This window comes from Cohnella sp. CFH 77786, assembly GCF_019400745.1.
Lineage (GTDB): Bacteria > Bacillota > Bacilli > Paenibacillales > Paenibacillaceae > Cohnella.
This window is the reverse complement of record NZ_WJIB01000012.1, coordinates 117,854-141,047: the sequence shown is the minus strand read 5'-3', so window position 1 is coordinate 141,047 and position 23,194 is coordinate 117,854. Positions and strand designations below refer to the sequence as shown.

General features: G+C 60.1%; 25 protein-coding genes and 1 riboswitch. Of the genes, 17 read left to right on the top strand and 8 right to left on the bottom strand.

What is annotated here, in order from left to right:
* Nucleotides 1–446: 446 nt before the first annotated feature.
* Together GE107_RS18500 and GE107_RS18495 are read right to left on the bottom strand one after the other, a co-directional pair.
* Nucleotides 447–770 (bottom strand): 2Fe-2S iron-sulfur cluster-binding protein, encoded by a 324-nt coding sequence (locus GE107_RS18500; RefSeq protein WP_219641475.1) that lies wholly within the window; start codon nt 768–770, stop codon nt 447–449.
* 72 nt (nt 771–842) lie between these two features.
* The gene (locus GE107_RS18495; protein ID WP_219641474.1) at nt 843–1,697 is read right to left on the bottom strand and encodes an SDR family oxidoreductase; all 855 of its coding nucleotides are present in this window, start codon (nt 1,695–1,697) and stop codon (nt 843–845) included.
* Nucleotides 1,698–2,002: 305 nt separating this feature from the next.
* Here GE107_RS18495 and GE107_RS18490 point away from each other — a divergent pair, with 305 nt between their 5' ends.
* The 4 genes from GE107_RS18490 to GE107_RS18475 all read left to right on the top strand — a co-directional run bounded on the left by GE107_RS18490 (nt 2,003) and on the right by GE107_RS18475 (nt 4,518).
* Nucleotides 2,003–2,341: a YrdB family protein gene (locus GE107_RS18490; protein WP_219641473.1), complete on the top strand. Its 339-nt coding sequence runs from the start codon at nt 2,003–2,005 to the stop codon at nt 2,339–2,341.
* A 171-nt stretch (nt 2,342–2,512) separates the two neighbouring features.
* A complete protein-coding gene (locus tag GE107_RS18485) occupies nt 2,513–3,085 on the top strand; it encodes a permease (protein WP_219641472.1) in 573 nt (190 codons plus the stop codon).
* Nucleotides 3,086–3,109: 24 nt separating this feature from the next.
* Nucleotides 3,110–3,820, top strand: coding sequence for an MBL fold metallo-hydrolase (locus GE107_RS18480; protein WP_219641471.1), 711 nt, complete (start codon nt 3,110–3,112; stop codon nt 3,818–3,820).
* 113 nt (nt 3,821–3,933) lie between these two features.
* Complete coding sequence (locus tag GE107_RS18475; protein ID WP_219641470.1) at nt 3,934–4,518, top strand: TetR/AcrR family transcriptional regulator; 585 nt, start codon at nt 3,934–3,936, stop codon at nt 4,516–4,518.
* 27 nt (nt 4,519–4,545) lie between these two features.
* Here GE107_RS18475 and GE107_RS18470 read toward each other — a convergent pair whose 3' ends face one another.
* Nucleotides 4,546–6,813 (bottom strand): ATP-binding protein, encoded by a 2,268-nt coding sequence (locus GE107_RS18470; protein WP_219641469.1) that lies wholly within the window; start codon nt 6,811–6,813, stop codon nt 4,546–4,548.
* Between the two features lie 189 nt (nt 6,814–7,002).
* Nucleotides 7,003–7,200, top strand: a riboswitch (cobalamin riboswitch).
* A 200-nt stretch (nt 7,201–7,400) separates the two neighbouring features.
* Here GE107_RS18470 and GE107_RS18465 point away from each other — a divergent pair.
* The 11 genes from GE107_RS18465 to infC all read left to right on the top strand — a co-directional run bounded on the left by GE107_RS18465 (nt 7,401) and on the right by infC (nt 17,449).
* A complete protein-coding gene (locus GE107_RS18465) occupies nt 7,401–8,420 on the top strand; it encodes an ABC transporter substrate-binding protein (protein ID WP_219641468.1) in 1,020 nt (339 codons plus the stop codon).
* The gene (locus tag GE107_RS18460) at nt 8,417–9,454 is read left to right on the top strand and encodes a FecCD family ABC transporter permease (RefSeq protein ID WP_219641467.1); all 1,038 of its coding nucleotides are present in this window, start codon (nt 8,417–8,419) and stop codon (nt 9,452–9,454) included. Before GE107_RS18465 ends, GE107_RS18460 begins: the two co-directional genes overlap by 4 nt.
* A 3-nt stretch (nt 9,455–9,457) precedes the next feature.
* Nucleotides 9,458–10,246 carry an ABC transporter ATP-binding protein gene (locus GE107_RS18455; protein WP_219641466.1) on the top strand — a complete coding sequence of 263 codons (789 nt, stop codon included), beginning with the start codon at nt 9,458–9,460 and terminating at the stop codon, nt 10,244–10,246.
* A complete protein-coding gene (gene cobT, locus GE107_RS18450; protein ID WP_370636453.1) occupies nt 10,239–11,288 on the top strand; it encodes a nicotinate-nucleotide--dimethylbenzimidazole phosphoribosyltransferase in 1,050 nt (349 codons plus the stop codon). The genes GE107_RS18455 and cobT overlap by 8 nt, the downstream gene beginning before the upstream one ends.
* An 81-nt stretch (nt 11,289–11,369) precedes the next feature.
* On the top strand, nt 11,370–11,939 hold the full coding sequence (cobU, locus tag GE107_RS18445) for a bifunctional adenosylcobinamide kinase/adenosylcobinamide-phosphate guanylyltransferase (protein WP_219641465.1): 570 nt from the start codon (nt 11,370–11,372) through the stop codon (nt 11,937–11,939).
* Nucleotides 11,936–12,901, top strand: coding sequence for an adenosylcobinamide-phosphate synthase CbiB (cbiB, locus tag GE107_RS18440; protein WP_219641464.1), 966 nt, complete (start codon nt 11,936–11,938; stop codon nt 12,899–12,901). The genes cobU and cbiB overlap by 4 nt, the downstream gene beginning before the upstream one ends.
* Complete coding sequence (gene cobS, locus GE107_RS18435) at nt 12,874–13,695, top strand: adenosylcobinamide-GDP ribazoletransferase (RefSeq protein WP_219641463.1); 822 nt, start codon at nt 12,874–12,876, stop codon at nt 13,693–13,695. Before cbiB ends, cobS begins: the two co-directional genes overlap by 28 nt.
* Before the next feature lie 12 nt (nt 13,696–13,707).
* Nucleotides 13,708–14,772 carry a threonine-phosphate decarboxylase CobD gene (cobD, locus tag GE107_RS18430; RefSeq protein ID WP_219641462.1) on the top strand — a complete coding sequence of 355 codons (1,065 nt, stop codon included), beginning with the start codon at nt 13,708–13,710 and terminating at the stop codon, nt 14,770–14,772.
* Nucleotides 14,769–16,346 carry a cobyric acid synthase gene (locus GE107_RS18425; protein WP_219641461.1) on the top strand — a complete coding sequence of 526 codons (1,578 nt, stop codon included), beginning with the start codon at nt 14,769–14,771 and terminating at the stop codon, nt 16,344–16,346. Before cobD ends, GE107_RS18425 begins: the two co-directional genes overlap by 4 nt.
* On the top strand, nt 16,339–16,887 hold the full coding sequence (cobO, locus tag GE107_RS18420) for a cob(I)yrinic acid a,c-diamide adenosyltransferase (RefSeq protein WP_370636452.1): 549 nt from the start codon (nt 16,339–16,341) through the stop codon (nt 16,885–16,887). The genes GE107_RS18425 and cobO overlap by 8 nt, the downstream gene beginning before the upstream one ends.
* Before the next feature lie 88 nt (nt 16,888–16,975).
* Nucleotides 16,976–17,449, top strand: coding sequence for a translation initiation factor IF-3 (gene infC, locus GE107_RS18415; RefSeq protein WP_219641459.1), 474 nt, complete (start codon nt 16,976–16,978; stop codon nt 17,447–17,449).
* On the opposite strand, the gene GE107_RS18410 is transcribed toward infC, so the two are convergent.
* Nucleotides 17,446–17,793 carry a hypothetical protein gene (locus GE107_RS18410; RefSeq protein WP_219641458.1) on the bottom strand — a complete coding sequence of 116 codons (348 nt, stop codon included), beginning with the start codon at nt 17,791–17,793 and terminating at the stop codon, nt 17,446–17,448. The genes infC and GE107_RS18410 overlap by 4 nt on opposite strands.
* Nucleotides 17,794–17,941: 148 nt before the next feature.
* Between GE107_RS18410 and GE107_RS18405 the strand changes: the two genes are divergently transcribed.
* Together GE107_RS18405 and GE107_RS18400 are read left to right on the top strand one after the other, a co-directional pair.
* Nucleotides 17,942–18,838, top strand: a complete 897-nt coding sequence (locus tag GE107_RS18405) for a Crp/Fnr family transcriptional regulator (RefSeq protein WP_219641457.1) — start codon at nt 17,942–17,944, stop codon at nt 18,836–18,838.
* Between the two features lie 71 nt (nt 18,839–18,909).
* Nucleotides 18,910–19,428: a hypothetical protein gene (locus GE107_RS18400; protein ID WP_219641456.1), complete on the top strand. Its 519-nt coding sequence runs from the start codon at nt 18,910–18,912 to the stop codon at nt 19,426–19,428.
* 56 nt (nt 19,429–19,484) lie between these two features.
* On the opposite strand, the gene GE107_RS18395 is transcribed toward GE107_RS18400, so the two are convergent.
* Genes GE107_RS18395 through GE107_RS18380 form a run of 4 tightly spaced genes read right to left on the bottom strand, consistent with a single transcriptional unit; the run spans nt 19,485 to nt 23,146 of the window.
* Complete coding sequence (locus GE107_RS18395; protein ID WP_219641455.1) at nt 19,485–20,177, bottom strand: response regulator transcription factor; 693 nt, start codon at nt 20,175–20,177, stop codon at nt 19,485–19,487.
* Nucleotides 20,174–21,643 (bottom strand): sensor histidine kinase, encoded by a 1,470-nt coding sequence (locus GE107_RS18390; protein ID WP_219641454.1) that lies wholly within the window; start codon nt 21,641–21,643, stop codon nt 20,174–20,176. The genes GE107_RS18395 and GE107_RS18390 overlap by 4 nt, the downstream gene beginning before the upstream one ends.
* 23 nt (nt 21,644–21,666) lie before the next feature.
* Nucleotides 21,667–22,416 (bottom strand): ABC transporter permease, encoded by a 750-nt coding sequence (locus GE107_RS18385; protein WP_219641453.1) that lies wholly within the window; start codon nt 22,414–22,416, stop codon nt 21,667–21,669.
* A 1-nt stretch (nt 22,417) separates the two neighbouring features.
* A complete protein-coding gene (locus GE107_RS18380) occupies nt 22,418–23,146 on the bottom strand; it encodes an ABC transporter ATP-binding protein (RefSeq protein ID WP_219641452.1) in 729 nt (242 codons plus the stop codon).
* Nucleotides 23,147–23,194 lie beyond the last annotated feature (48 nt).

The following is a 23,194-nucleotide window of genomic DNA, read 5'->3' as shown; positions in this document are numbered from 1 at the left end:
ACCGGCTCCGTTATTTCGGCTGAACCCCCGAATTCGAGCGCTGTAGTGACTTCTGGAGACGTTATTTCGGCTGAACCCCCCAATTCGAGCGTTGTAGTGACTTCCGGAGACGTTGTTTCGGCTGAAACCCCGAGTTCGAGCGCTGTAGTGACTTCTGGAGACGTTATTTGGGCCAAAACCCCGAGTTCGAGCGCTGTAGTGACTTCTGGAGACGTTATTTGGGCCGAAACCCCGAATTCGAGCGCTGTAGTGACTCCCGGAGACGTTATTTTGGCTGAACCCCCGAATTCGAGCGCTGTAGTGACTTCTGGAAACGTTAATCTTGCTGAACCCCCGAGAGACTGGCGCTGTAATTGGGGTTTTCGGGTCACTTCGAGAAAAAGGCTGCCGAACGATTTCGTTCGGCAGCCTTTTTCCTAATGGAGAGATGCTTCGTGTTCCAGACGTCAGTCCTGCGGACGGGTGCCGGGCTCCAGGCCGGACTCGGAGGCGGTCATCGCCGGCTTCACCGTCAGATCCGAATGTACGCGGATCTGGCAGGACAGCCGGATATGGGGCTCGGCGATTCCTTTGGCTTCGCGGATCGCGGCTTCCGCCTCGCCGATCGGGCCGGGTTCTCCCGCGATCAGTTCGACGCGGCAGGTCGTGCACCGGGCATTGCCGCCGCAGCGGTGGAGGATATCGACTCCGTTGTCCTCCAGGGCGAGGACGAGCTTCTTGCCTTCGTCGACTTGAAACGAACCTTTTCCTTCTACGGTAATCGTCGGCATCTCATACGCTCCTTTGCTTCTAATCATCTTGGCCAAGTTGCAGCCCGTTGAAACGTTATCGCTTCGCCGTGTTCACTTGCCTTTGCGCGTCAGCTCCGCGAGGCGCTCCCACTGCTCGTCGGTCACGTCGAGCAGACCGTTGAACTGGCCGGCGCCTTGGAGCCATTCCCCTCCGTCGATCGTCACGACCTCGCCGTTCAGATATTCGGCATAATCGGAGATAAGGTAAGCAGCCAGATGGGCAAGCTCTTCCGGTCGTCCGACCCGCTTCAGAGGGATGCGGTCCAGCATTTTCCGCTCCAGCTCCGGAGTGGGGGACAGCCGCGACCAAGCGCCTTCCGTCGGGAAGGGACCCGGGGCGATCGCGACTTGGCGGATGCCGTAGCGGGCCCATTCCACCGCAAGGGAACGCGTCAAGGCGAGCACGCCCGCTTTGGCCGCCGCCGACGGCGCGACGAAGCCCGAGCCGGAAGAGGCGTACGTCGTGACGATGTTCAGCATCGTGCCCGGCTGTCCGGCCGCAATCCATCTTTTGCCGATTTCAAGCGCGGCGTAGAACGTGCCGTGAAGCACGATGCCGAGCACCGCGTCCACGGCGCGGGGAGACAGGCGCTCGGTCGGGCTGATGAAGTTGCCGGCCGCGTTGTTGACCAGAACGTCGATCCGGCCGAATCGTTGTTCTAACGCTTCCGCCAGCTCGCGTATCTGCTCGGGGTCGCGGACGTCGCAGCTTTTCCAGAGCACTTCGCCACCGCCCGCGCCCATTTCGGCGGCTGCTTGCTTCAATACGTCCTCCCGCCGGCCGGCGATGGCGAGCTTGGCTCCCAGCTTGAGAAACATTTCCCCCATCGCGCGCCCCAACCCGGTTGCCCCGCCCGTGACGAGCACGACTTTGTCCATGAGCAAGTCCTGCGCGAACGGTCCCATACGCTTCCGCCTCCTCTCAGATCAGATTTTTGAACGGTCCCTTCAGATTTTTCCGGCGGTTTCCAGTTTTCGAATTCGACAGTCCCCTGCCGTTCTCCTTCCTGATATTTGGCGATACGCTCAGCAAACTTTCAGTCCGGAAAAGGAATCGTTATCGTGGCGTCAAAGGTTAACGCTAGGCGTGCATGGCGAGCGATACGAACGAAATTCCATGAAGTTCTTGACAAGAAAAAGGGAATCCATTATCATATAACTAATTGGATTAGTTTATTAAATAACAAGATTAGCGAAGGGAGAAATCGCGAATGGAAATCTTGAAAATGGCCAATCTGGGCATCCGATTCCTGCTGGAGCTCTGTCTGTTGGCCGCATTAGGCTACTGGGGGTTTCACGCGGGCAAGGTCGGGTTCGTGAAGTGGCTTCTCGGCATTGGAGCGCCTTTGCTCGCAGCGGTGGCATGGGGAACGTTCCTGTCGCCCAAAGCTTCGATCCCGGTGAGCATGCCCGTGCAGCTAGTGATGGAGGCGGTTCTGTTCGGAATCGCCGCAGCCGGACTCTATGCAGCCGGCCGTCCATCCCTTGCCTTTCCGTTCGCATTCATTGTCGTTATTAACCGTGTGCTCATGATCGTATGGAATCAATAAGGAATGGTCGATTTCTTGTCGACAAAAACTAATTCGGTTAGTTACTATAAAACTAATCATATTAGCCAAAAGGAGATGGCGAAATGAGTTTCCTGCTGTTTCTCGCGTTGTTCATCGGTTTGTGCGGCTGGTTGGATGCATCGATTCGATCGGGAAAGGATGTGGGCTAAAATGTTCGCAGGACATTTCGGAATCGCGGCGGCCGTCCGCGCGAAGAGCCCTAAGGTTCCCCTCTGGGCTTTGATGGCAGCCACGCAATTGCTTGATATCGCATTCGTACCGATGCTGCTGACCGGGACGGAGACGATCGATTCGTCCGGCGGAGAAGGATACGGCGAGGCGGTCATCCATGCGGATTACACCCATTCGGTTGTCGGGATGCTGGTTCTCGCGCTGATTGCCGGTCTCGCGGCAGCCCGGTGGTGGGGGAGCAGGGGAGGAATCACCATAGGGGCGGTTGTTGCCAGCCACTGGTTGCTGGATTTGATCGTCCATCGGGCCGATATGCCGATCCTGCCGGGCAACGCCGGAGATTTGCCGCTGTTGGGGCTCGGGCTGTGGAAGTTCCCCGAATGGAGCGCGGCCCTGGAGCTGATCATCGTAACGGCCGGATTCGCGATGTACGCGCTGTCGCTTCGGAGGAGAAGCGCCCGCCTGCAGAACAAGGCACGGGCTTGGACGGCCGGCACCGTCATGGGCGTTCTGCTACTGCTGTCGTTGGCGACGGACTATTTCGGCATATAATTGAAGAGCGGGAGTGAACGGAAAATGAAAATGGTTCGCATGGGCAAGGTTTACCAGATGACCTTCCTGCCGGGGGTATTTCCCGTCAATTGTTACTTCGTGGAGGAAGACGACGGCCTGACGCTTCTGGACGCCGCGCTTCCCGGCAGCGACAAAGCGATCCTGGCAGCGGCCCGGAAGATCGGCAAGCCGGTCGCGAGGATCGTGCTGACCCATGCCCACGACGATCATGTCGGCGCGCTCGATAAGCTGAAAGCCTCGCTGCCAGACGTTCCGGTCCATATTTCCCGACGGGACTCCCGGCTGCTTGCAGGCGATCGGTCCCTCGATCCGGGCGAACCGGATACGCCGATCCGGGGCGCCGTGCCGAAGAAGGTCATGACGCGCGCGGACGTTCTGCTCGCGGATGGCGACCGCGTCGGTTCGCTGGAAGCGGTGTCCGCACCCGGCCATACCCCGGGCTCCATGGCGTTCTACGATACGAGGAGCGGAGCCTTGATCGCTGGAGACGCCGTGCAGACGCGCGGAGGCATTGCCGTCAGCGGTCAGGTGAAGCCGTGGTTTCCGTTTCCCGCCTTCGCGACCTGGGATAAGGAAACGGCTCTCCGCAGCGTGCGGAAGCTGCGGGAATGGAACCCGAGCCTGCTTGCGGTGGGGCACGGAAGCATGATAGAATCGCCGGCATCGGCGATGGATCGGGCGATCGAAGAGGCGGCGGCGAACTTGTCGAAGTGATTCAAAAAGTATATAACCTGCGACACTTTTCTGAATCACCTCAACGTCTATCCGTCCGTGAAGGACTGCGTAGCCGTTTTACTTGACGACGTTGATACGGGAGGATCCCCTACATGGCTAGAACCGGATTGGACTTGCAGACCGTGCTTTCGGCGTCTGCGGAAATCGCCGATGCGCAAGGAGTGGAAGCGCTCAGCCTGGCCGTCTTGGCGCAGAAGCTGGGCATACGTTCTCCTTCGCTCTACAACCACGTGAACGGTTTGCCGGGCTTGAGAAACAAGCTCGTGCTTTACGGTTTCGCGCAATTGAAAGAAGCCCTCACGAGGGCGGCCGTCGGCAAATCCAAGGACGATGCCGTCAGGGCGATCGCCGAAGCTTACCTGACGTTCGTTCGCCGGCACCCCGGCGTATATGAGGCGATCAGCCGGTATCCGGATATGAGCGATCCGGCCATGCAGAAGGCGGCCGGGGAAATCGTCGAGATCGTCGTCCGGGTGCTGGAGGCTTACGGACTTCGGGACGATGCGGCCATTCATGTCGTTCGCGGGTTCCGCAGCTTGGTGCACGGTTTCGCTTCGATCGAGCAGCAGGGGGGATTCGGCATTCCGCTGGACCTGAACGTCAGTTTCGGGCTGCTGGTGGACACTTTTCTTGCGGGAATCCATGCCTTGCATGAAGCGAAGCAGGGCGCGAACTGATGATTAGGGGCATCGTGCCGATGCCGGTCAAGCGACCGGCAGCCGGATCTCTACGGTGGTGCCCTCCCCCCGCTTGCTGCGGATGGCCATCGTGCCTTTGTGGTTGGCGATGATTTTCTGCGAAACCATGAGTCCCAAGCCGTTGCCCGACGGTTTGCTGGTGAAGAACGGTTCCCCGATGCGGGACATCTCTTCTTCGGGGATGCCGCATCCTTGATCGCGAATGAGGACGACGACTTTGTCCTCTTCCGGCTCGTGCGCCATCTCGATCGTGATCGTTCCTCCTTGCGGCATCGCTTCGACGCCGTTTTTCAAGACGTTGATGAACACTTGTTTCAGCTGATTCGGTTCGCAGATCAAGGCCGGAACCACGGGCGGCAACCGATAATCGATTTCGACGCTCCCCATATTGGCGAGCGGATCGAGCAGCATGACGACATCGGTCATCAGGCTTCGCAGGTCGGCCGGTTGAAATTGCTTCGCTTGGGGCTTGGCCAAAACGAGGAACTCGCTGACGATGAAGTTGATGCGGTCCAGCTCGGACATCATGACTTCGAGATGGGAAGCCGTCAGCTTGCCCGTCTGCTGCTGCAGCTGCACGAATCCTCGGACGGTCGTGAGCGGATTGCGGATTTCGTGCGCGACGCCGGCCGCGAGCTGCCCGATGACCGCGAGCTTCTCCGAACGGCGGATCACCTCCTCGGTGTGCTTCCTTGCCGTGATATTCCGGGCGATTTCGGCGATGCCCACGATCTCGCCCCCTTCGTCCCGAATCGCGGACACCGTGATGCTCACGTCGACGGATTCCCCGTTTTTCGTCAGCCGAACGGTCTCATGATCCGCTACCGCCTCCCCCCGCAGGATACGGTCCCGGATTTCGTCGCATTCGCGCCAATGCTCTTGCGTTAAGTGCGACAACGACTGGCCCAGCACATCTTCCTCGTTCCAGCCGAACATCTTTTCGAACGCTTTGTTGACCCGCGTGACCTTGCCCTCCACATCCGTCACGTGGATCGCGTCCGAAGTTTGGCCGACGAAGGATTCCAAATATTCCTTCGTTCCCCGCAGCTCTTCCGCCGTATCCTTCAAGCGGTCCGTGTACGACTGGAGACTGTCCGCCATCGTGTTGACTCGCGAGGACAACAGGCCCAGCTCGTCGCGGCTTTGGATGATGATTTTGCTCCCGAAGCGGCCTTGGGCGATTTCGTCCACGTTGCGCAGAATCTGGCGAAGCGGCTGAATCAAGATGCCTGCGATCAGGTAACTGGCGATCCACGCGCCAATGATGAGTCCGGCCGATATGACCGACTGGAGGAACGCCTGGCGGTTGACGGACCGCTCGATGACGCGGTGATCGAAGATCACTCCAATGACGTACGGGCTTCCGCCGCCCAATGGAATGAAGCTCTTCATCACGTGTTTGCCTTCCACCTCCGTGGTCGCCGTGATGGCCTGCCCGGTTCTCGCCGTCTGCAGCACGCTCGGCACGTCGACTTTCCCATCTCTTAACGTGTACTCGCCGAACGGAATATCCTTCGTATCGAGGTTTTGAACCATCTTGCCGTTCACCTCGCGAAGGATCGGCGGTTTGCCGAAGAACTTCGGATCGAAGCCGGCGATGCCGAGGATGTCCGGATTATCCGCCAGCAGCTTGCGGATGAGGGAGTTCGTTCCGTTATTGTCCATGAACTCCAGGAACTCTTTGGCATCCACGTACGGATTGATCATGTAATCCGTCGTGCCGTCGTAATAATAGCCCCATTTGTCGATCCGGTTCTCGTCGGAGGTGGAGAACTGGATCGGCCCGGCCCAGTAATTCGGAAGCTTCTGGCCTTGGGGTACGGTCACCTCGCGCCGGTCGAACAATTCGTTGAACGCGGTATACCAGTAGTCCCACGTACTCGAGCCCATGTTGATTTCTTTCGGATCCGAGGATCTCACGGCGACGATGTCGCGGTCCGTCCGGATCCACAGCGTGATATGGTCGACGCCGAGCTTGCGGCTTAGCGCCGCCAGCTGTTCGTTGGTTACGTTCGCGATATGCGGATCCAGCTCGCTCTTGGCCGCGATGGCGGCATTGCGCAGCATTTCGCCGATTTTGTCTTCCATGTAGTTTCTGGTGCGCTCGGTCGTCTCCAGGGTGTTGCCGATCTGCTTGGCGATCCGGAGCATCTGCTGTTCTGCGTTCGCTTGCAGCTCCGATTTGGAGGAGACGTAGTAGATGGATATATTCAAGGATAAGATCACGGTTACGACGAGGGAGATCAACAAGGCGAGTTTCGCTTTGATCGACACGGTCCAGGCCTCCAACGCATGCGGGTGTCCTCTCTATAATTTGACACGGTTCCGATTAATTCCTGTCAGGACGCCGCTGACAAAATACGGAGTTTCTTGGCCGCCGGAACTGACGGACGGGCGTTGCTCACCCTTCTCTTTTCCTGCCGGTTACGCTATAATGCGATCAGAGATTCCGCTTGACAATTGAATCCATAGAGCCAACAGGTGCCTGGGCACGCGTTCGTTCGCGGTTCAGGTTAAAAGGGAAGCCGGTGCGAATCCGGCGCGGTCCCGCCACTGTGTATCGGGGACAACCTCGCAAGCCCACTGTTCCATCCGGAATGGGAAGGGGAGGAAGTCATCAAACCCGTAAGCCAGGAGACCTGCCTGCTGTGCTGCGCCAACAACATCCTTCGCGGAAAAGGACTGGCCGACTCGGGAATTTTCATAGATTCGCCGTTTTTTCGATTTCGGATTCGTTCCTGAGCTGCTAACCCCTTGCTTCCTCATGGAGACAAGGGGTTTTCTCGTTGATTGGTTGGTATGGGGATTCCGGTTCATTGTCCAAGCCCTTCTCTACTTAACACCGAAGGGATGAGGTAGAAATGAAGCGATTTGGAATTTGGGTTCTGATATTGGTGTTGACGGCGGTTTTATCGGCTTGCGGAGGCAAGGACGGGGCGGGTTCGGCGGTTTCCCAAAGCCCGGCGGCCGCGACGGAGTCCGCTCCGGCCTCCGGTTCTCCGTCCGGCGAGGCGTCGCCTTCCAGCGCGGTCAAGCGAACCGCCTATCCGCTGACGGTCAAGGATGCCTCCGGCGCGGAATTCAAGTTCGAGAAGGCGCCTGAGCGCATCGTTTCGACGTCCTCCTCGGAGACGGAAATCTTGTTCGCGCTCGGTCTCGGGGACCGGATCGTCGGCGTATCGGATTATGACAACTACCCCGAGGCAGCGAAAAGCAAACCGAAAATGGGCGGCGTGACGGAACCGAACGCGGAAGCGATTCTCGCGGCCCAAGCCGATCTCGTCGTTTCGGGCATTTCGATCAAGGAAACGGCGCTGGAAGGACTGCGCAAGCTGGGGCTGAACGTCTTCCGTACGAACCCCAAGAAAGTGGACGACGTACTGAACAACATTCTGCTGTTCGGGCAAATCAACGACAAGCAAGCGGAAGCGGAAGCTTTGGTCGCGAAGATGAAGGACGATATCCGCAAAGTGACGGAAGCCGCGGCCACGGTGAAGCCGGAGGACAAGAAGAAGGTGTACATCGAGTTCTCGCCGGGGTGGACGGTCGGCAAAGGCGAGTTCATGGATGAGCTGATCACGCTCGCGGGGGGCGTGAACATCGCGTCCGACATGGAAGGTTGGAATGCCATCAACGAAGAGAAGGTGATCGCGGACAATCCGGACGTCATTTTCTATACGCTGAACATTACCGACCAAGCCAGCGGCAAGAAATTGGAGGATCTCATCCGGAGCCGGGCCGGTTGGGACAAAATCAAAGCGATCGCGGATAACCGCATGGTCGGACTCGACGGCGACATCCTTTCCCGGCCGGGTCCGCGGATCACGGAAGCCCTGCTGCAGATTTCGAACGGCATCTATCCCGGACTGGTGAAGCGGTGAGCGGAAAAATCGGATGGTGGGGGGGCGCCGGCTTCGCGCTCCTTCTTCTTTCCGTTGTGGTCTGCCTCTCGATCGGCAGCGCCCGCTTGCCTCTGGGACAGGTATGGGGGATTTTGTGGCATCAGCTGCCCTACGCGGGCCACTGGGTTCAGTCGGACTGGCCGGTCTCCTCCGAGCAAATCGTCTTGAAGGTCCGGCTTCCCCGCGTTGTTCTCGCGATCCTTGTCGGAGCCTGTCTTTCCCTGGCGGGGGCCGGCTTCCAAGGCGTGCTTCGCAACCCTCTTGCCGACCCTTACACGTTGGGAGTGGCCTCCGGTTCCGCGGTGGGGGCGGCTTTCGTCATTTTGTTCGGTTTGCAAATGTTTCTTCTGGGCCGATGGACGATCCCGATCGTCGCGTTCGTCACCGGTATCGTCAGCCTGATCGCCGTGCTGCGGTTAGCGCGAATCCACGGCAAGCTTCAGCTCGAGACGCTGATTCTGTCCGGCGTCGTCGTGCAAGCCTTCCTCGGCTCGTTCGTTTCCTTCATGGCTTCGCAATCCGACCAAGTCGTGAACGAAATCACGTTCTGGTTAATGGGGAGTCTTGCCATGCGCGGCTGGCCGTTCACCTTCCTGCTCGCTCCGTATCTGATTGCCGGAATCGCCGTGCTGCTGGCTTACAGCCGGACTTTGAATCTCTTGTCCATCGGGGAGAGACAGGCCGAGCATCTGGGCGTCCATGTGGCCCGGACGCGGCTGATCGTGCTGGTCGTTTCCACGTTCCTTACCGCCGCTGCGGTATCGGTGGCCGGAACGATCGGCTTCGTCGGCCTTGTCATTCCCCATCTCGTCCGGCTGCTGGCGGGACCGGATTACCGGCTGCTGCTGCCGGTCTCCGCGATCCTGGGCGGCATATATTTGCTATGGGCGGACACGCTGGCCCGCATGCTGCTCAGCCCGCAGGAAATTCCGCTGGGCGTCGTCACGGCTTTCCTCGGGGCGCCGTTCTTCGCGTATTTGCTCCGCAAAAACAAGAGAATAGCGAGGGCGTAGCGAATGTTGCAAGTCCATGATCTCAGCAAATCGTACGGAGAAACGCGGATCCTCGACCGAATCGGATTTGCCGTCCGGCAAGGAGAATTCTTCGGCATCCTGGGTCCGAACGGCAGCGGCAAATCCACGCTCCTGAAGCTGATCTCGCGCGCGGAAAACCCGGATTCCGGCCGGGTGCTTCTGGACGGGCGGCCGATGGAGACCTTCACGCGCAAGCAACTGTCCCGGACGGTGGCGGTGCTTCAGCAGGAATCCCTGCCCCCCGTGGACTTCACGGTGAAGGAAGTCGTCGGGATGGGAAGATTCCCCTACCAAAACTGGCTGGGCGAGGAGACCGGGGAACGGGAGGGGATCGTGGAAACGATTCTGGGCAGGCTCGGGCTGGCCGAACTGCGGGATCGGTCGCTGCAGCATCTCAGCGGCGGCGAGAGGCAGAGGGTCGCCCTGGGCAAAGCGATGGCTCAGCAGCCCCGGTTGCTGCTGCTTGACGAACCGACCACCTATCTGGACATCGGCCATCAGATTCAAATGCTGGACCGGATCGCAGCCTGGCAGCGGGAAGCGGATTTGACGGTCGTTGCCGTGCTTCACGACCTGAATCTGGCTTCGATTTACTGCAACCGGATGCTCATGCTGCATCGGGGGGAAATCCTGCGGCTCGGGAATGCGGCAGACGTCCTGCAGCCGGATTTCATCCAAGAGGTATACGGAACCCGGCCGATCGTCGTCCCGCATCCGGTTCACCTGCTGCCGCAAATCATGCTTCAACGAGGAGGCTCTCAGATTGAATAAGCTGAACGAGACGATCGAACGGATCACGCCGCCGGACGAGTCGATGCAAAGCGAGGCGGCGCGATATCTGGACACGTTGACCAAACCGCCGGGGAGCTTGGGCCGCTTGGAAGAGCTGGCCATTCAGCTGGCCGGCATAACGCGGAACCTTCGGCCGGACCTCTCCAAGCGAGCGGTCGTGGTCATGGCGGGCGATCACGGCGTTTGCGAAGAAGGGATCAGCGCTTATCCGCAAGAGGTCACCTCCCAGATGGTGGCCAATTTCCTGAACGGGGGCGCGGCGATCAACGTGCTGGCCCGCCGTGCGGGCGCCGAGGTCGTCTGCGTCGACATGGGGATCAAGGCGGATTTACGGCATGAGGATTTGCACGTCCGCAAAATCAGGGAAGGCACGAGCAATTTCACCCGGGGAGCCGCGATGACCCGGGAAGAAGCGGTCCGGGCGATCGAGAGCGGCATCGATATCGCCCGGAAGCTTGCGGGCGAAGGCTGCCGGCTGTTCGCGACGGGAGAGATGGGCATCGGCAACACGACGTCCAGCGCGGCCATCCTTGCCGTATTCGCCGGCATCGAAACCGGTCTGGCCGTCGGGCGGGGGACGGGAATCGACGATGACGGCATGCAGCGAAAGCACGATGCGATCCGTCGGGCCATCTCCGTGAATGCTCCGGACGCGGGCGATCCGCTGGACGTCTTAAGCAAGCTGGGCGGCTTCGAAATCGCGGGGATGGCCGGGGTGATCTTAGGCGCGGCCGCGCTTCAATGTCCGGTGGTGATCGACGGCTTCATCTCCGGTGTCGCCGCATTGACGGCCGTAAGTCTCGCTCCTGACGCATGGGGATACCTCATTCCCTCCCATTTGTCCCAGGAACGGGGACATCGGCTCGTGCTGGAACGGCTGGGGCTTCGGCCGCTGTTGGACTTGAACATGCGCCTAGGCGAGGGGACAGGCGCCGTTCTTGCCTTTCCTCTCCTGGATGCGGCCGTGTCCATCATGAGGGAGATGGCCACCTTCGAAAGCGCCGGCGTATCCCGCGGGTAGTTTCATGTACGCAGCACGCAACTCATGCACGAAACACGAAGCACGGTCGATCGATCCATTTTGGGTGAGGGGGTGACCCGCATGATCGTTCTGGTGACGGGCGGGGCGAGGAGCGGAAAAAGCCGTTTTGCCGAGCGGTACGCCGCCCATCTGGGCCGGTCCGGCTTATACGTTGCGACCTCTCAGGTGCACGACGAAGAAATGCGCGCCAGGGTCGACAGGCATCGGGAACGCAGGGAGCGTTCGGAATTCGCTTGGGAGACGGTCGAGGAGCCGTACGATCTATGCGGCGTTCTGAAAGCTTCGAGCCATCCGGTCGTTCTCGTGGATTGCCTGACGCTCTGGTTATCCAATTGGCTGCTGTACGACGAACGCGGAGAAGATCCGGAGAGCCGCATATGGAGCAAAATCGAAGAGCTGGAGCAGACGTTGTCCGGGCACGGCAGCACGGTCATTATGGTGACGAACGAGGTCGGCGACGGGATCGTGCCGGAGTATCCGCTCGGCCGCCAGTTTCGGGATCTGGCCGGCTGGATGAACCAACGGGTCGCGGAGGTCAGCGAGCAAGTGTTTCGGGTGACGGCGGGCATCCCGATCGAATTGAAAAGCCGAGCCTATCGGCTTCCGGACGGGAATGGGCGAGCCCGATGATCTGGTTCTCCTGGCCGGAAACGCTGCTCATGCTGATGGGCGCGATTGTGCTCGACTTCCTGGTCGGCGATCCCAGACCGATTCCCCATCCGGTCATCTTGATCGGCAAATGGATCGGCTTCTGGGAGAGCAAGCTGCTGCCCGGGCCGGCCAAACGCGCGAATGGCGTCTTGCTGATGCTGATCGTGACCGCGAGCAGCTTCGCGCTCACCTGGGCGGCGGTTGCCGCGGCGTGGCGAATCCACCCTTGGCTCGGTTATGCGACGAATACTTGGCTGATTTCCACGACGGTCGCCATCAAAGGATTGAAGGATGCCGCCATGCTGGTGTATCGGGCGCTGAGCCGTGGGGATCTGACGGAAGCGCGGAAGTATACGGGATACATCGTGGGCCGGGATACCGATGGGCTTGACGCTTCCGAGCTCTCCAGGGCCGCGGTCGAAACCGTGGCGGAGAATACGGTGGACGCGGTCGTGTCCCCCCTGTTTTTCGCGCTGCTGGGCGGGGCGCCGCTGGCCATGTTCTACCGGGCGGCGAACACGCTGGATTCCATGGTCGGCTACCGGAACGAGAAATACTTGAGATTCGGCTGGGCATCGGCCCGGCTGGACGACGCGTTGAATTGGATCCCGGCGCGGCTGACGGGGTGGATGCTGGTCGCGGTATCGCTTTTCTATCCGCCCGCCTCCGCGTCCCGCTCGAGGAGAGCGGTGCGTGACTTCGCCCGTCTGCATCCGAGCCCGAACAGCGGCATTCCGGAGTCCGCCGTGGCGGGGGGCCTGGGCATCCAACTGGGCGGCGTGAACCGGTACGGCGGGATTCCGAGCGAGAGAGCGAGGCTGGGCTGGGCAAACCGGCCTATCGAGCGGGAAGACATCCGTCACGCCGTTCGCCTTCTGTACGGCGTCAGTTATCTGATCATGGGGGGATTGTCATGCGCGGCGCTCGCGTTATGCTGGTAGGCTGGCTGCAGGCGCTCGCCGCCGCTTTCCAGTTTCTGACCCGCATCCCGGTACCCGTGTCGTTCGAATACACGGACGCCCATTTTCGCCGAAGCGTCGTTTTCTATCCCGTCGCGGGCTTCGCGATCGGCGGCATCGTCATCGCGATCGGGATGTTGCTGGAACGTTTCTTGCCCGCTCCCATCGCCGGAATTATGCTCGTGGCGGTATGGACCTTCCTGTCCGGCGGGCTGCATCTGGACGGGTTAATGGATACGGCGGACGGCTTGCTCAGCCATCGCTCCAAGGAGCGGATGCTCGAAATCATGAAGGACAGCCGGGTCGGGGCGATGGGCGTGATCGTCTGTATCTTCTATCTCCTGCTCAAAATCGCCTCCGTGATCTCCTTGCTGCAGGGTGACGGGAGGCAATGGCCGGTTCTCCTCCTATCCGTGCCGGTGTGGAGCCGGTCTTTCCTGGCGACGGCCATTGCCTGCTGGCCATATGCCAGACGGGAGCAGGGACTCGGATCGTTGTATCGTTCCGTTAGAGGAAAACATGCCGTGTCATCCGCTCTGGCCGCTGCCGTCCTCACCTTGGGCATTCTGTCAGCCTGCGGTCGCTGGAACGCTCCGGAAACGGGGCTCCTTCTCCTGTCTTTCGCTTGCGTCACGTTCGGGATTGGCTTCGGGATCGCCTCCGCGGTGTCCCGGAAGCTGGGGGGACTCACCGGCGACGTGTACGGAGCATTAAACGAATGCATCGAGCTCGGCCTGCTGCTGGGCATCACGATTTACGCTTATAACGGAGGATAAGGAGGGAGCCGGATGGAACTGGAACGGTACGGCCACGGCGGCGACATTTGGACGGCGACGGAAACTTACGGCCGGCCTCTGGATGGATGGCTCGATTTCAGTTCCAACATGAATCCGTGGGGTCCGCCCGAGGTGATCGGCCGGTTGATGAAGGAGCAATGGCGCGACATCGCGCGTTATCCGGACCCTGCGGTGCGGAGCTTGCGCCGGAAGCTTTCCGAGGTCTATCGGGTTCCGATGGAAAGCATCCTCGTGGGGAACGGGGCGGCGGAGCTGATCGATCTCGTCATCCGCGTGCTGGGGCCCGAAGAGACCGTCATCGCAAGGCCTTCTTTCACGGAATACGAGCAAGCCGTCCGCAAGGCGGGCCGGAGAATCCAGGACGTGTTTCTCCGCCAGGACGATCTGTTCGACTTGAAGGACGCGGAGCCTTTCGCCTCGCGTACGGTATTTCTCGGGCACCCGAACAATCCGACCGGCCGCCTGATTCCGCAGTCCGTTCTGGAGCGTCTGCACGAGACGGAGACGCACCTGATCCTGGACGAGGCGTTCATGGACTTCGTGCCGGACGAGAGCGGGCATTCCTTCCTGGGAAGGGCGGCGGAGTCGGAGCGGATCCAGGTCATCCGATCGATGACCAAGTTCTACGCGATGCCCGGCATTCGCCTCGGATTTCTGGTGGCGCATCCCGATATCGTTCGGCGGCTTGCGGACCAACAGACGCATTGGAGCGTCAATTTTCTGGCTCAATTGATCGGGGAAGCCGTGCTGGACGAAACCGGGTATGCGGACCGCACGAGAGCATGGCTGCTCGAGGAACGTCCGTGGCTGATCCGGGAGCTCGGCCGGCTTGGCCTGCGGGTCATCCCCGGCGACGTGAACTACCTGCTCGTTTCATTGCCCGGAGACGGCCGCTGGAATGCGAAGCGGCTGCAGCGGGCGCTCGCGGAGAGAGGAATCATGATCCGGGATGCCTCGCTCTTCCGCGGGCTGGACGGCTCTTACTTCCGGATCGCCATCCGCCTCAGGCCGGATAACGAACGCCTGCTGAAGGAACTGAAGGAGGTTCTCGCATGACGGAAACGTCCAAACGGCCCGCAGCCACCTTGATGCTTCAAGGAACCGCCTCCGACGTCGGGAAGAGCTTGCTGACCGCGGCGCTCTGCCGCATTTTCAAGCAAGACGGGCGCCGGGTCGCGCCGTTCAAATCCCAGAACATGTCCTTGAATTCCTACGTCACGCCGGACGGCAAAGAAATCGGCAGGGCCCAGGGCATGCAGGCGGATGCGTGCGGGATCGAAGCCACCACGGACATGAATCCGATCCTGCTGAAGCCGACGAAGGATACGTCCGCCCAAGTCGTCGTTCACGGCAAGCCGTTCGGGAATATGGGGGCGCGGGAGTATCGCGAGCGATATCTTCCGGAAGCCGAGCGGATCGTGAAGGAAGCCCTCCATCGGCTTAGGGAACGGTACGAGGTCGTTCTGCTGGAAGGGGCGGGCAGCCCGGCGGAGGTCAATCTGAAGGATCGGGATATCGTGAACATGAGAATGGCGGCTTGGGCGGACGCGCCTGTCTTGCTGGTGGCGGATATCGACCGGGGCGGCGTGTTCGCCTCCATCGTGGGTACGATGGAGATTCTGGAGCCGGAGGAAAGAGCGCGCGTCGCCGGGATCATCATCAACAAGTTCCGGGGCGATGTCTCGCTGCTGACGCCGGGCCTGGAATGGCTGGAAAACCGTATCCGCAAGCCGGTGCTGGGCGTCGTTCCGTTCCTGGACGATCTGTCGCTCGAGGACGAGGATTCCGCGTCGCTTGACGGAAGGAGATTCCCCTCCGCATCCGGCAATCCGGCGTCGGACGGTTTGGACATCGCGGTGATCCGGCTTCCCCGCCTTTCCAATTTCACGGATTTCGATCCGCTGTTCAAGGAGCCGGGCGTCCGGGTCCGTTACGTCCATTCCGTGAAGGAATGGGGCGCGCCCGATGTCGTGATCTTGCCCGGCAGCAAGAACACGATCGAAGATTTGCTTTATCTGCGGAATTCCGGCCTGGAGCAAGAGTTGAACAGCCACATTGACCGAGGCGGACGGGTCGCCGGCATTTGCGGGGGTTATCAGATGATGGGGCAGAGACTGCTGGATCCCGGGCGAACCGAATCCGACGTTGCGGAGCTTCGGGGGCTGGGGATTTTTCCGCTGGAAACGGTATTCGCGCCGGACAAGACGACGGAACGGGTAAGCGGCCGGGTCGCCGCCGGACCCGCCGTGGGCTTTCCGCCCGACGCGCCGATCGAAGGCTACGAAATTCATATGGGGCAGACCTCATGCCTGAAGCCGGCCCTGCCCGCTTTTCGAATCCGCCCGACCCGGCTTCCCGAAACGCCGGAATCCTATCATGAGGACGGAACCGTTACCGAAGACGGGAGGATCTGGGGCACCTATATCCATGGCGTTTTTCACAACGACCGTTTTCGCCGCGGCTGGTTGAACGAGGTACGAAGAGGGAAGGGAATGGCGGTTTCGGACGTTTCGTTTTCCTTCCAAGCGCTCCGGGAACGATCCTTCGACCGGTTGGCGGACCACGTGCGGCGTCACGTGGACATGACACGGATTTATGAAATCATGGAGAGAGGGACGAACGGTGGATAAACCGAGCAAAGAAAGAGGGCTGACGCTCGTCTACACGGGGGATGGCAAAGGAAAGACGACCGCGGCCCTCGGCCTCGCGGTTCGCGCCGTCGGGCGCGGCTTCAAGGTGCTGGTCATCCAATTCATCAAATCTCCGCAGCGCACCTACGGGGAGAAAATCGTATTCGACAAGCTCGGAATCGAAATCCATCAGAAGGGCATCGGATTTACCTGGCTGAAAACGCCCGAGGAGCATCGGGAGGCGCTGCGGTCGGCCTGGTCGTTCGCCAAGGAACGGATCTTCGAAGGCCAACACCGGCTCGTCATTCTCGACGAAATCAACAATGCGCTGGCGATCGAATCGTTTCCGGTCGACGACGTGCTGCCGCTGGAGGACGTGCTTCGCGTCATCCGCGAGCGGCCGCAAGGCATGCACCTCGTGCTGACGGGCCGCGGAGCCCGTCCGGAAATCGTGGAAATCGCGGATCTGGTAACCGAGATGAAGCCGGTGAAGCACTATTACGAGGAAGGCATTCCAGCCGTCATGGGGATCGAGATGTGACATCCCGATATGATAGAATAGGAGAGAAGTTAGGCCAAGCGAACACGACCTAACATCGTCGACTAGATCGCACCCGAGGTGCCCGACCATGATCCTGAACGAGAAAATCAAAGCGTCCGAGGTCCATCTGACCGGCACGGGCGGCGAAGACCTCGGCATCGTACCGACCGCGGAGGCGCTGGCGATGGCCCGCAAGCTGAAGGTCGATCTCGTGTGCACGTCGCTCATGAGCAGTCCGCCCCCGGCGAAGCTGATCCGCGCGGGAGCGGCCAAGCAGGAGGCGTTGCAGGCGCGGAAGCGGGAGCAGCCGGCCAAGCTGAAGGAGATCCGCCTGACGCCTCGAATCGAAACGCACGACCTGGAGACGAAAAGGCTGCAGGCCGAGCGTTTGCTGAAGTCCGGCGACGCGGTTCAGCTCGTGGTGAAAATCCAAGGCAAAGAAGGACCCCTGGCCCGAGAGGTCCTTCAGTCGCTCATTCATGATCTTAAGCCCTCGGGCCGTCCCGCGACGGGGATCCAGCTGAGCGGCAAGCAGGCGTCGGTCCGGCTGGATCCGCTCTAGCCCTTGATGTCTACATACAGGTAAGGCGTCCGGCTGATTCGGTACGTGCCCCGGATCAGCTTCTCGGACAAGACGTTCGCCTTGATCAGGGCCGCGATTCTGGAAGCGTCCGCTTTGGAAACGTGTTTCCAGAGCTCCGGATCCGGCAGCGCCTCGAACAGCAGCTGCTCGTTGTATTGCTTCTTCTCTTGGTAAATGATTTTCAGCTTGTAGGGTCCGACTTCGACCTCCGCATCGTCCGTATACGCGTCGATGATTTCTTCGCGGAGGGCATCCAGTTCATCCTCCATTCTGCCGATTTCCGTCTTCAGCTCGCAGTAGCGCGCCAGCTTGGTTTCGTCCATTTCGTCACCGTCCATCGCTTTCGGATGTAGAACTTTATGAGGACGAGAACCGGTTTATGCCTGCGGACGGGATGTTGGCATCCGTATAGAGGAATTGCGGCGTTTTCTGTCGAATTACCAGATATCCCTGTTCGAGGTGGCGCTTACCTTGCCTATCATCCCCATTGAACTCGCCCGAGTCGGCATGAAATTAGACAAAGACATTCACTCCGGTTCCGGACTCAAGCTGGCGGTCAGGGGCATGGTGCTGACGCAGAACCAGATTCGCGTGCTGATGAAGTACAACGTGAAGACTCTGGAAGTCGAAGCCGCGGAAACGCCGCCCGTTGCCGCTTCGGTGCCGGCGGCCCCGATCGGGGGGAAACGGAAGGAAGCTGTGAGCCACCTGCTCAGGGGCATCCCGATGTTCGAAATTTTCAATGACGAACAGCTGGACCTGCTGATGGCGAACTTCACGATCGTGAACCATGGAGCGCGCGAAGTGTTGTTCCGGGAAGGAGATCCCGGCGACTCGTTCTTCGTCGTGCTCAAAGGCGCCATCAAAATCTACATGCACAACAAAGAAGGCCGGGAAAAGACGCTGTCCGTCTGCCGGCCGGGAGACAGCTTCGGCGAGCTCTCCCTGCTGGACGGCAAGCCGCGTTCCGCTTCGGCGCAGACGCTTAAGAAAACCGAGCTGCTGGTCATCTCGCACAACGATTTCATGAAGCTGCTCGAGGGTCATTTCGAAATCACCCATACCATCATGCGGGACATCATCGCGCGGATCCGCGACACGCACCAGCATATGCGGGATTTGACCGTTTTCGATGCCCGCACGCGCGTCATGACGAGTTTGATCAACATGGCCAACCGTTACGGCAGGCGAACCTCCCATGCGATCGAAGTGGAGCTGCCGCTGGATCCGAATGAATTGGCGCAGATGGTAGGCGTGAAGCCCGGCGAGCTGCAGCTCGTCCTGAACGATCTGGAGGAGCGGGACCTGATCCGGATGAATGCCGGCAACTTCGTGCTGAATATCGAGAAACTGCGGGCAAACCGCTGATGAAGCGCGGGGATGCGGGGTATCCTTTTCTTGAATCTGTAAGGGAATGAGAGGAAAGGGATTGCTGGGGTATGTTCGATCCAACCGTATTCGAGAACTTGAAGGTCGCCTTGGAGAATCAGCTGTACGACCTCGACAATCTGGCCGGCCGCATCCGGATCACCGGAAGAACGGACCGGCTGGAGATGGCCGTCATGTCCCGGGAATTCGCTCTGCGGTTCGAACTCGCGGAGACGGACGGGGTATGGGCGGAAATCCGGCTCCAAGCCTCGCTCCAAGATCTGGCCGCCGAAATCCTGGAGATGCCGGACGCGATGCCGGGGTGTTCCTTGATTCTGCGTTTCGGCCACTACGTTCGCGATATCCGGAGCCAATGCAAACGGGTGGAGCAAATCTTGCAAAGCATTTGGCAATCCGCCCTGCCGCCGGTTCAAACCGTCAGCTTCCTCTACGGGGAGCAGCAGCCGGAGCTATACCGGAACGTGGCCGAAGTTCGCTTCAATCGGCAAATCAACGAAGACCAGATGGAAGATCTTCCCGGGTTGATCGAGCACGTGCTTCGATCTTTGGCTGAGTTAAGCGTTGTGTGACACTCCTCCGGCGCTTAGACCGCTTCAAAGGCGGTCGGCTCGGGTAAACGTCGTTCTCACAGATTAAATCGGTAACCGACGCCCCAGATCGTCTCGATATATTGCGGCTTGGAGGGATCCGCTTCGATTTTCTCCCTCAGCTTGCTGATGTAGACGGTAACCGTGGCGGTGTCGCTCAGCGCGTCGAGCCCCCAGATTTTCTCGTACAGCTCGTCTTTGCTGAACGCCCTATTCGGATGCAGCGCCAGAAAATGGAGCAGGTCGAACTCCTTGGACGTGCAGGCGACTTCCGATTCGTTGACGAAGACTTTGCGAGACCGCTTGTCGATGCGGAGGCCGCGGATGCGGATCTCGTCCGTCTGCCGGGTCCGGCTGTCGGCCGTCAGCCGGTCGTAGCGGGCGAGATGCGCTTTGACCCTGGCGACCAATTCGCCCACGCTGAACGGCTTCGTCATGTAGTCGTCCGCGCCGAGTCCGAGTCCGCGGATTTTATCGATGTCTTCCTTCCGGGCGGAAAGCATGAGAATCGGGATGTTCTTCGCTTGCCGGACCTCCCTGCAGATCTCGAAGCCGTCCGTCTTCGGCAGCATCAGATCGAGAATGATCAGATCGTAATCCTCTTCCAGCGCTTTCCGAAGGCCGGTATCTCCGCTCGTCGCGGTGTCCACCGCATAGCCGGCGGCTTCCAAATAGTCCTTCTCGACCTCGACGATGACCTGTTCGTCCTCGACGATCAGAATCCGTTTCATGCCTTCTCCCCGCTTTCCGCCGTCTTCGGCAACGTAAAGGAAATGACCGTGCCTTCGCCCGGGCGGCTCTCCGCCCATACGCGGCCGCCTTGTCCCTCGACCATCTGCTTCACGATCGCCAGGCCCAGCCCGCTGCCGCCCGTCGCCGTGTTTCTCGACGGCTCCGCCCGGTAGAAGCGGTCGAAAATATGAGGCAACGCCGCCTCGTCGATCCCCGATCCGTTATCCCCGATTCGTACCAACGCTTCCTCCTGTCCGTCGATGAGCTCCACCCGGATTTCCTTCTGCGGCTTATCCATATATTTCAGGCTGTTGTCGACGATGTTCATGATGACCCTGCGAAGCTTCTCGCGGTCGGCCAACACGTCAACGGGAGCTTGAACGGCGCCGTCGAACCCGATCCGGATTCCGGCCATGCGGGGATCGAGGCGCAGCTCGTCTACGCAATCCCGCATATAGGCCGTAAGATTCGTCGGTTCGAGCTGGAAGGGCAGCCGGTTCAAGTCCAGTTTGGAAAACAAGAACAGCTCGTCGATCAACCGGTCCATGTCTTCCGTTTTCCGCTCGATCATGTCCATGTATTTGTCCCGTTTCGGCCCGCTGTCCGCGATGCCGTCCCGGATGCCTTCCAGGCAGGCTTTAATGCCGGTAATCGGCGTCTTCAGGTCATGCGAAATGTTGGAAACGAGTTCCTTGCGGTTCTCCTCGTACTGCAATTGCAAACGGATCGAGTCGCGGAGACGGACCCGCATCTCCTCGAACGCCGCGCCGAGCTTCCCGATTTCGTCCTTCCGTTTCACCCGGATTTCCTGGTTCAAATCCCCGTCCTTGATCCGTTCCGCTGCCTGTTTCAGGGCGTTCAGCGGCCGGATGATGCTTCGGGAGACGAGCCAGGTCAGCACGCCGTTGGTCAGCGCGATTACGGCCAGCAGGGAGAGAACCAGAATGGGGAAAAACGTTTTGAGCCGATCGATCCATTGTCCGCTGTCGGTCAGCATGTAGACCGTGCCGGAGGAGCGGTCTCCAAACGTGAAATCGTAGCGGGTGATCATATACCGGTCGTCCAGCATCGGTCCCCAATCTCGGTCGTTCCGTTTATCGGTCAACTGGCTGAGCCGCCGATAAAGATCGGTACCGTCGATTTCGACGAAGGGGGAGGAGTAGAGTAAGTCCTCCTTGCGGACGACGACCAGACCTGCTTCCAGACCGTTCAGCCGTTTGTCCGTGCTTGCGAGGAAGCGCGGGTCGGCGAACCGGTCCGGCTCGGTTTGCGCCATGAACTTGATGCCGGCGAACAGCTCTTCGCGCTCGTTCATCGATTCGAACACGCTCGGCGGACCTTGGCGGCCGATATGCAAATCTCCCAGAAACAGCAGAACCATGGAGAAGGCGATCAAGGCGAAGAGCACGACCGGAATGACCGTCATCGCGATATAGGAAAGCAGCAGTCTCGTCTTGATGGACATGTTCGGATCTCCTCCGGGGACGGTTAATGCTCTTTTCTTTCAAATAAAATCCAGCCTGCCGTATAAGCCATTATACAATAAGCGGCGAGCAGGACGAACGTATTGGCGAGTTTGCCGGCTGGCGCGCCGCTGCCGATCCAGAGCAAGTGCCAGTCCGTGTAGGAGAAGACGGACCAGACGGACAGCTGCGGAAACGCGAGGGGAAGCAGCTTGGCGGCGGCGTAGAGAAGGATGATCAGCGCCATGGCGCCGGAGCTTTGGCGGAACCATTGGGCCATGAAGATCGCGATCGAACCGATGGCCATCATCGGCACCCAAGCGGCCGCATATGCCTTCAAATCGTCCAGTGTCTCGGACGCTCCGCCGAAACCGGCCGCGAGTCCTTGCGCCAGCGTGGACACGACCCAGAGCGCCGCGAGCAGGGCGGCTACGAAGGCGGCCACGGCGAGCGCCTTCGACGCGAACACTTTGGCCCGCGTGACCGGGCGAACGAGCAGGAGCTTCATCGTTCGCGCGGCCGTTTCCCCGGCGAAGGAATCCGCAGCGGTCATCATCATGAAGAGCGGAAGCACGGCGAACGTATACAGGTTCAGCAGGATCAGCGGGAGATTGCTCCCGAGCCCGGCGATCACCGCCGAACGATCTTGCGCGTAACCGAGCAGCAGGGCGGAAACCGCCGGCAACAGAACGGTCAGCAGCAGGAACCCTTTCGTCCTCCGCCGCGCCCACGTTTTTTCCAGCTCGCCCGCGAAACTCGCATAGAAGCTATGCACGTTATACCGCCTCCTTCGCCGTTCGGAGTTCCGCAAGGACGTAATCCTCGAGCGAATGTCCGTCCGGCAGCAGATCCCGCGCCGCTCCTTGGCGGATCAAGCTGCCGTCCTTCATGATGCCGATGCGGCTGGCGATCATGCCCAGGTCGTGAATCAGATGGCTGGAGATGAGGAACGTAATGCCTTGGTCGCGCGACAGCCGCGTGACTGTCCGGCGAACGTCGGCCATGCCTTCGACATCGAGGCCGTTCGCCGGTTCGTCCAGCACGACGAGCTCCGGGCGGGAGAGCAGCGCGGACGCGAGCGCGAGCCGCTGCTTCATGCCGAGCGAGTAGCCGGCGACCTTCTCCTTCCGGTACGGGGCAAGGCCGACTTGCTCCAGCGCTTCCTCGATCCTTGTCTTCGGAAGGTCCGGGTAGAAGCGGGCGGCCAGCTTCAAGTTGTCGTAGGCGCTCATATATTCGTAGGCGTCCGCGGTTTCGATCAGGCAGCCGACGCCGGCCATCGCCCGTTCGAACCGGTCCGCCAAGGAATGGCCGAACAAACGGATCGTGCCCGAATCCGGGCGCGCAAGGCCGACGAGCATTTTGAGCAGCGTCGTTTTGCCTGCGCCGTTGGGGCCGATCAATCCGAAAATATCGCCTCTCGAAATCTCCAAGCTAACTTCCCGGACTCCCCGTCCGTTTCCGTAACGCTTCGTGACTTGGTCTGCTTGCAGCAAGGTGTTCAAAGCGGGTTGTCTCCTTTCGAGGGCGGCATGGCTCGGGGAAACGGGCAG

Excerpts from the sequence above, each read along its gene's own strand:
- GE107_RS18500 (WP_219641475.1), bottom strand. The coding sequence starts at position 770 with ATGCCGACGATTACCGTAGAAGGAAAAGGTTCGTTTCAAGTCGACGAA.
- GE107_RS18480 (WP_219641471.1), top strand. The coding sequence starts at position 3,110 with ATGAAAATGGTTCGCATGGGCAAGGTTTACCAGATGACCTTCCTGCCG.
- cbiB (WP_219641464.1), top strand. The coding sequence starts at position 11,936 with ATGATCTGGTTCTCCTGGCCGGAAACGCTGCTCATGCTGATGGGCGCG.
- GE107_RS18390 (WP_219641454.1), bottom strand. The coding sequence starts at position 21,643 with ATGTCCATCAAGACGAGACTGCTGCTTTCCTATATCGCGATGACGGTC.
- GE107_RS18400 (WP_219641456.1), top strand. The coding sequence starts at position 18,910 with ATGTTCGATCCAACCGTATTCGAGAACTTGAAGGTCGCCTTGGAGAAT.
- infC (WP_219641459.1), top strand. The coding sequence starts at position 16,976 with ATGATCCTGAACGAGAAAATCAAAGCGTCCGAGGTCCATCTGACCGGC.
- cobU (WP_219641465.1), top strand. The coding sequence starts at position 11,370 with ATGATCGTTCTGGTGACGGGCGGGGCGAGGAGCGGAAAAAGCCGTTTT.
- GE107_RS18485 (WP_219641472.1), top strand. The coding sequence starts at position 2,513 with ATGTTCGCAGGACATTTCGGAATCGCGGCGGCCGTCCGCGCGAAGAGC.
- GE107_RS18410 (WP_219641458.1), bottom strand. The coding sequence starts at position 17,793 with ATGGACGAAACCAAGCTGGCGCGCTACTGCGAGCTGAAGACGGAAATC.
- GE107_RS18395 (WP_219641455.1), bottom strand. The coding sequence starts at position 20,177 with ATGAAACGGATTCTGATCGTCGAGGACGAACAGGTCATCGTCGAGGTC.
- cobD (WP_219641462.1), top strand. The coding sequence starts at position 13,708 with ATGGAACTGGAACGGTACGGCCACGGCGGCGACATTTGGACGGCGACG.
- GE107_RS18465 (WP_219641468.1), top strand. The coding sequence starts at position 7,401 with ATGAAGCGATTTGGAATTTGGGTTCTGATATTGGTGTTGACGGCGGTT.
- GE107_RS18455 (WP_219641466.1), top strand. The coding sequence starts at position 9,458 with ATGTTGCAAGTCCATGATCTCAGCAAATCGTACGGAGAAACGCGGATC.
- GE107_RS18495 (WP_219641474.1), bottom strand. The coding sequence starts at position 1,697 with ATGGGACCGTTCGCGCAGGACTTGCTCATGGACAAAGTCGTGCTCGTC.
- GE107_RS18475 (WP_219641470.1), top strand. The coding sequence starts at position 3,934 with ATGGCTAGAACCGGATTGGACTTGCAGACCGTGCTTTCGGCGTCTGCG.
- GE107_RS18490 (WP_219641473.1), top strand. The coding sequence starts at position 2,003 with ATGGAAATCTTGAAAATGGCCAATCTGGGCATCCGATTCCTGCTGGAG.
- cobS (WP_219641463.1), top strand. The coding sequence starts at position 12,874 with ATGCGCGGCGCTCGCGTTATGCTGGTAGGCTGGCTGCAGGCGCTCGCC.
- GE107_RS18425 (WP_219641461.1), top strand. The coding sequence starts at position 14,769 with ATGACGGAAACGTCCAAACGGCCCGCAGCCACCTTGATGCTTCAAGGA.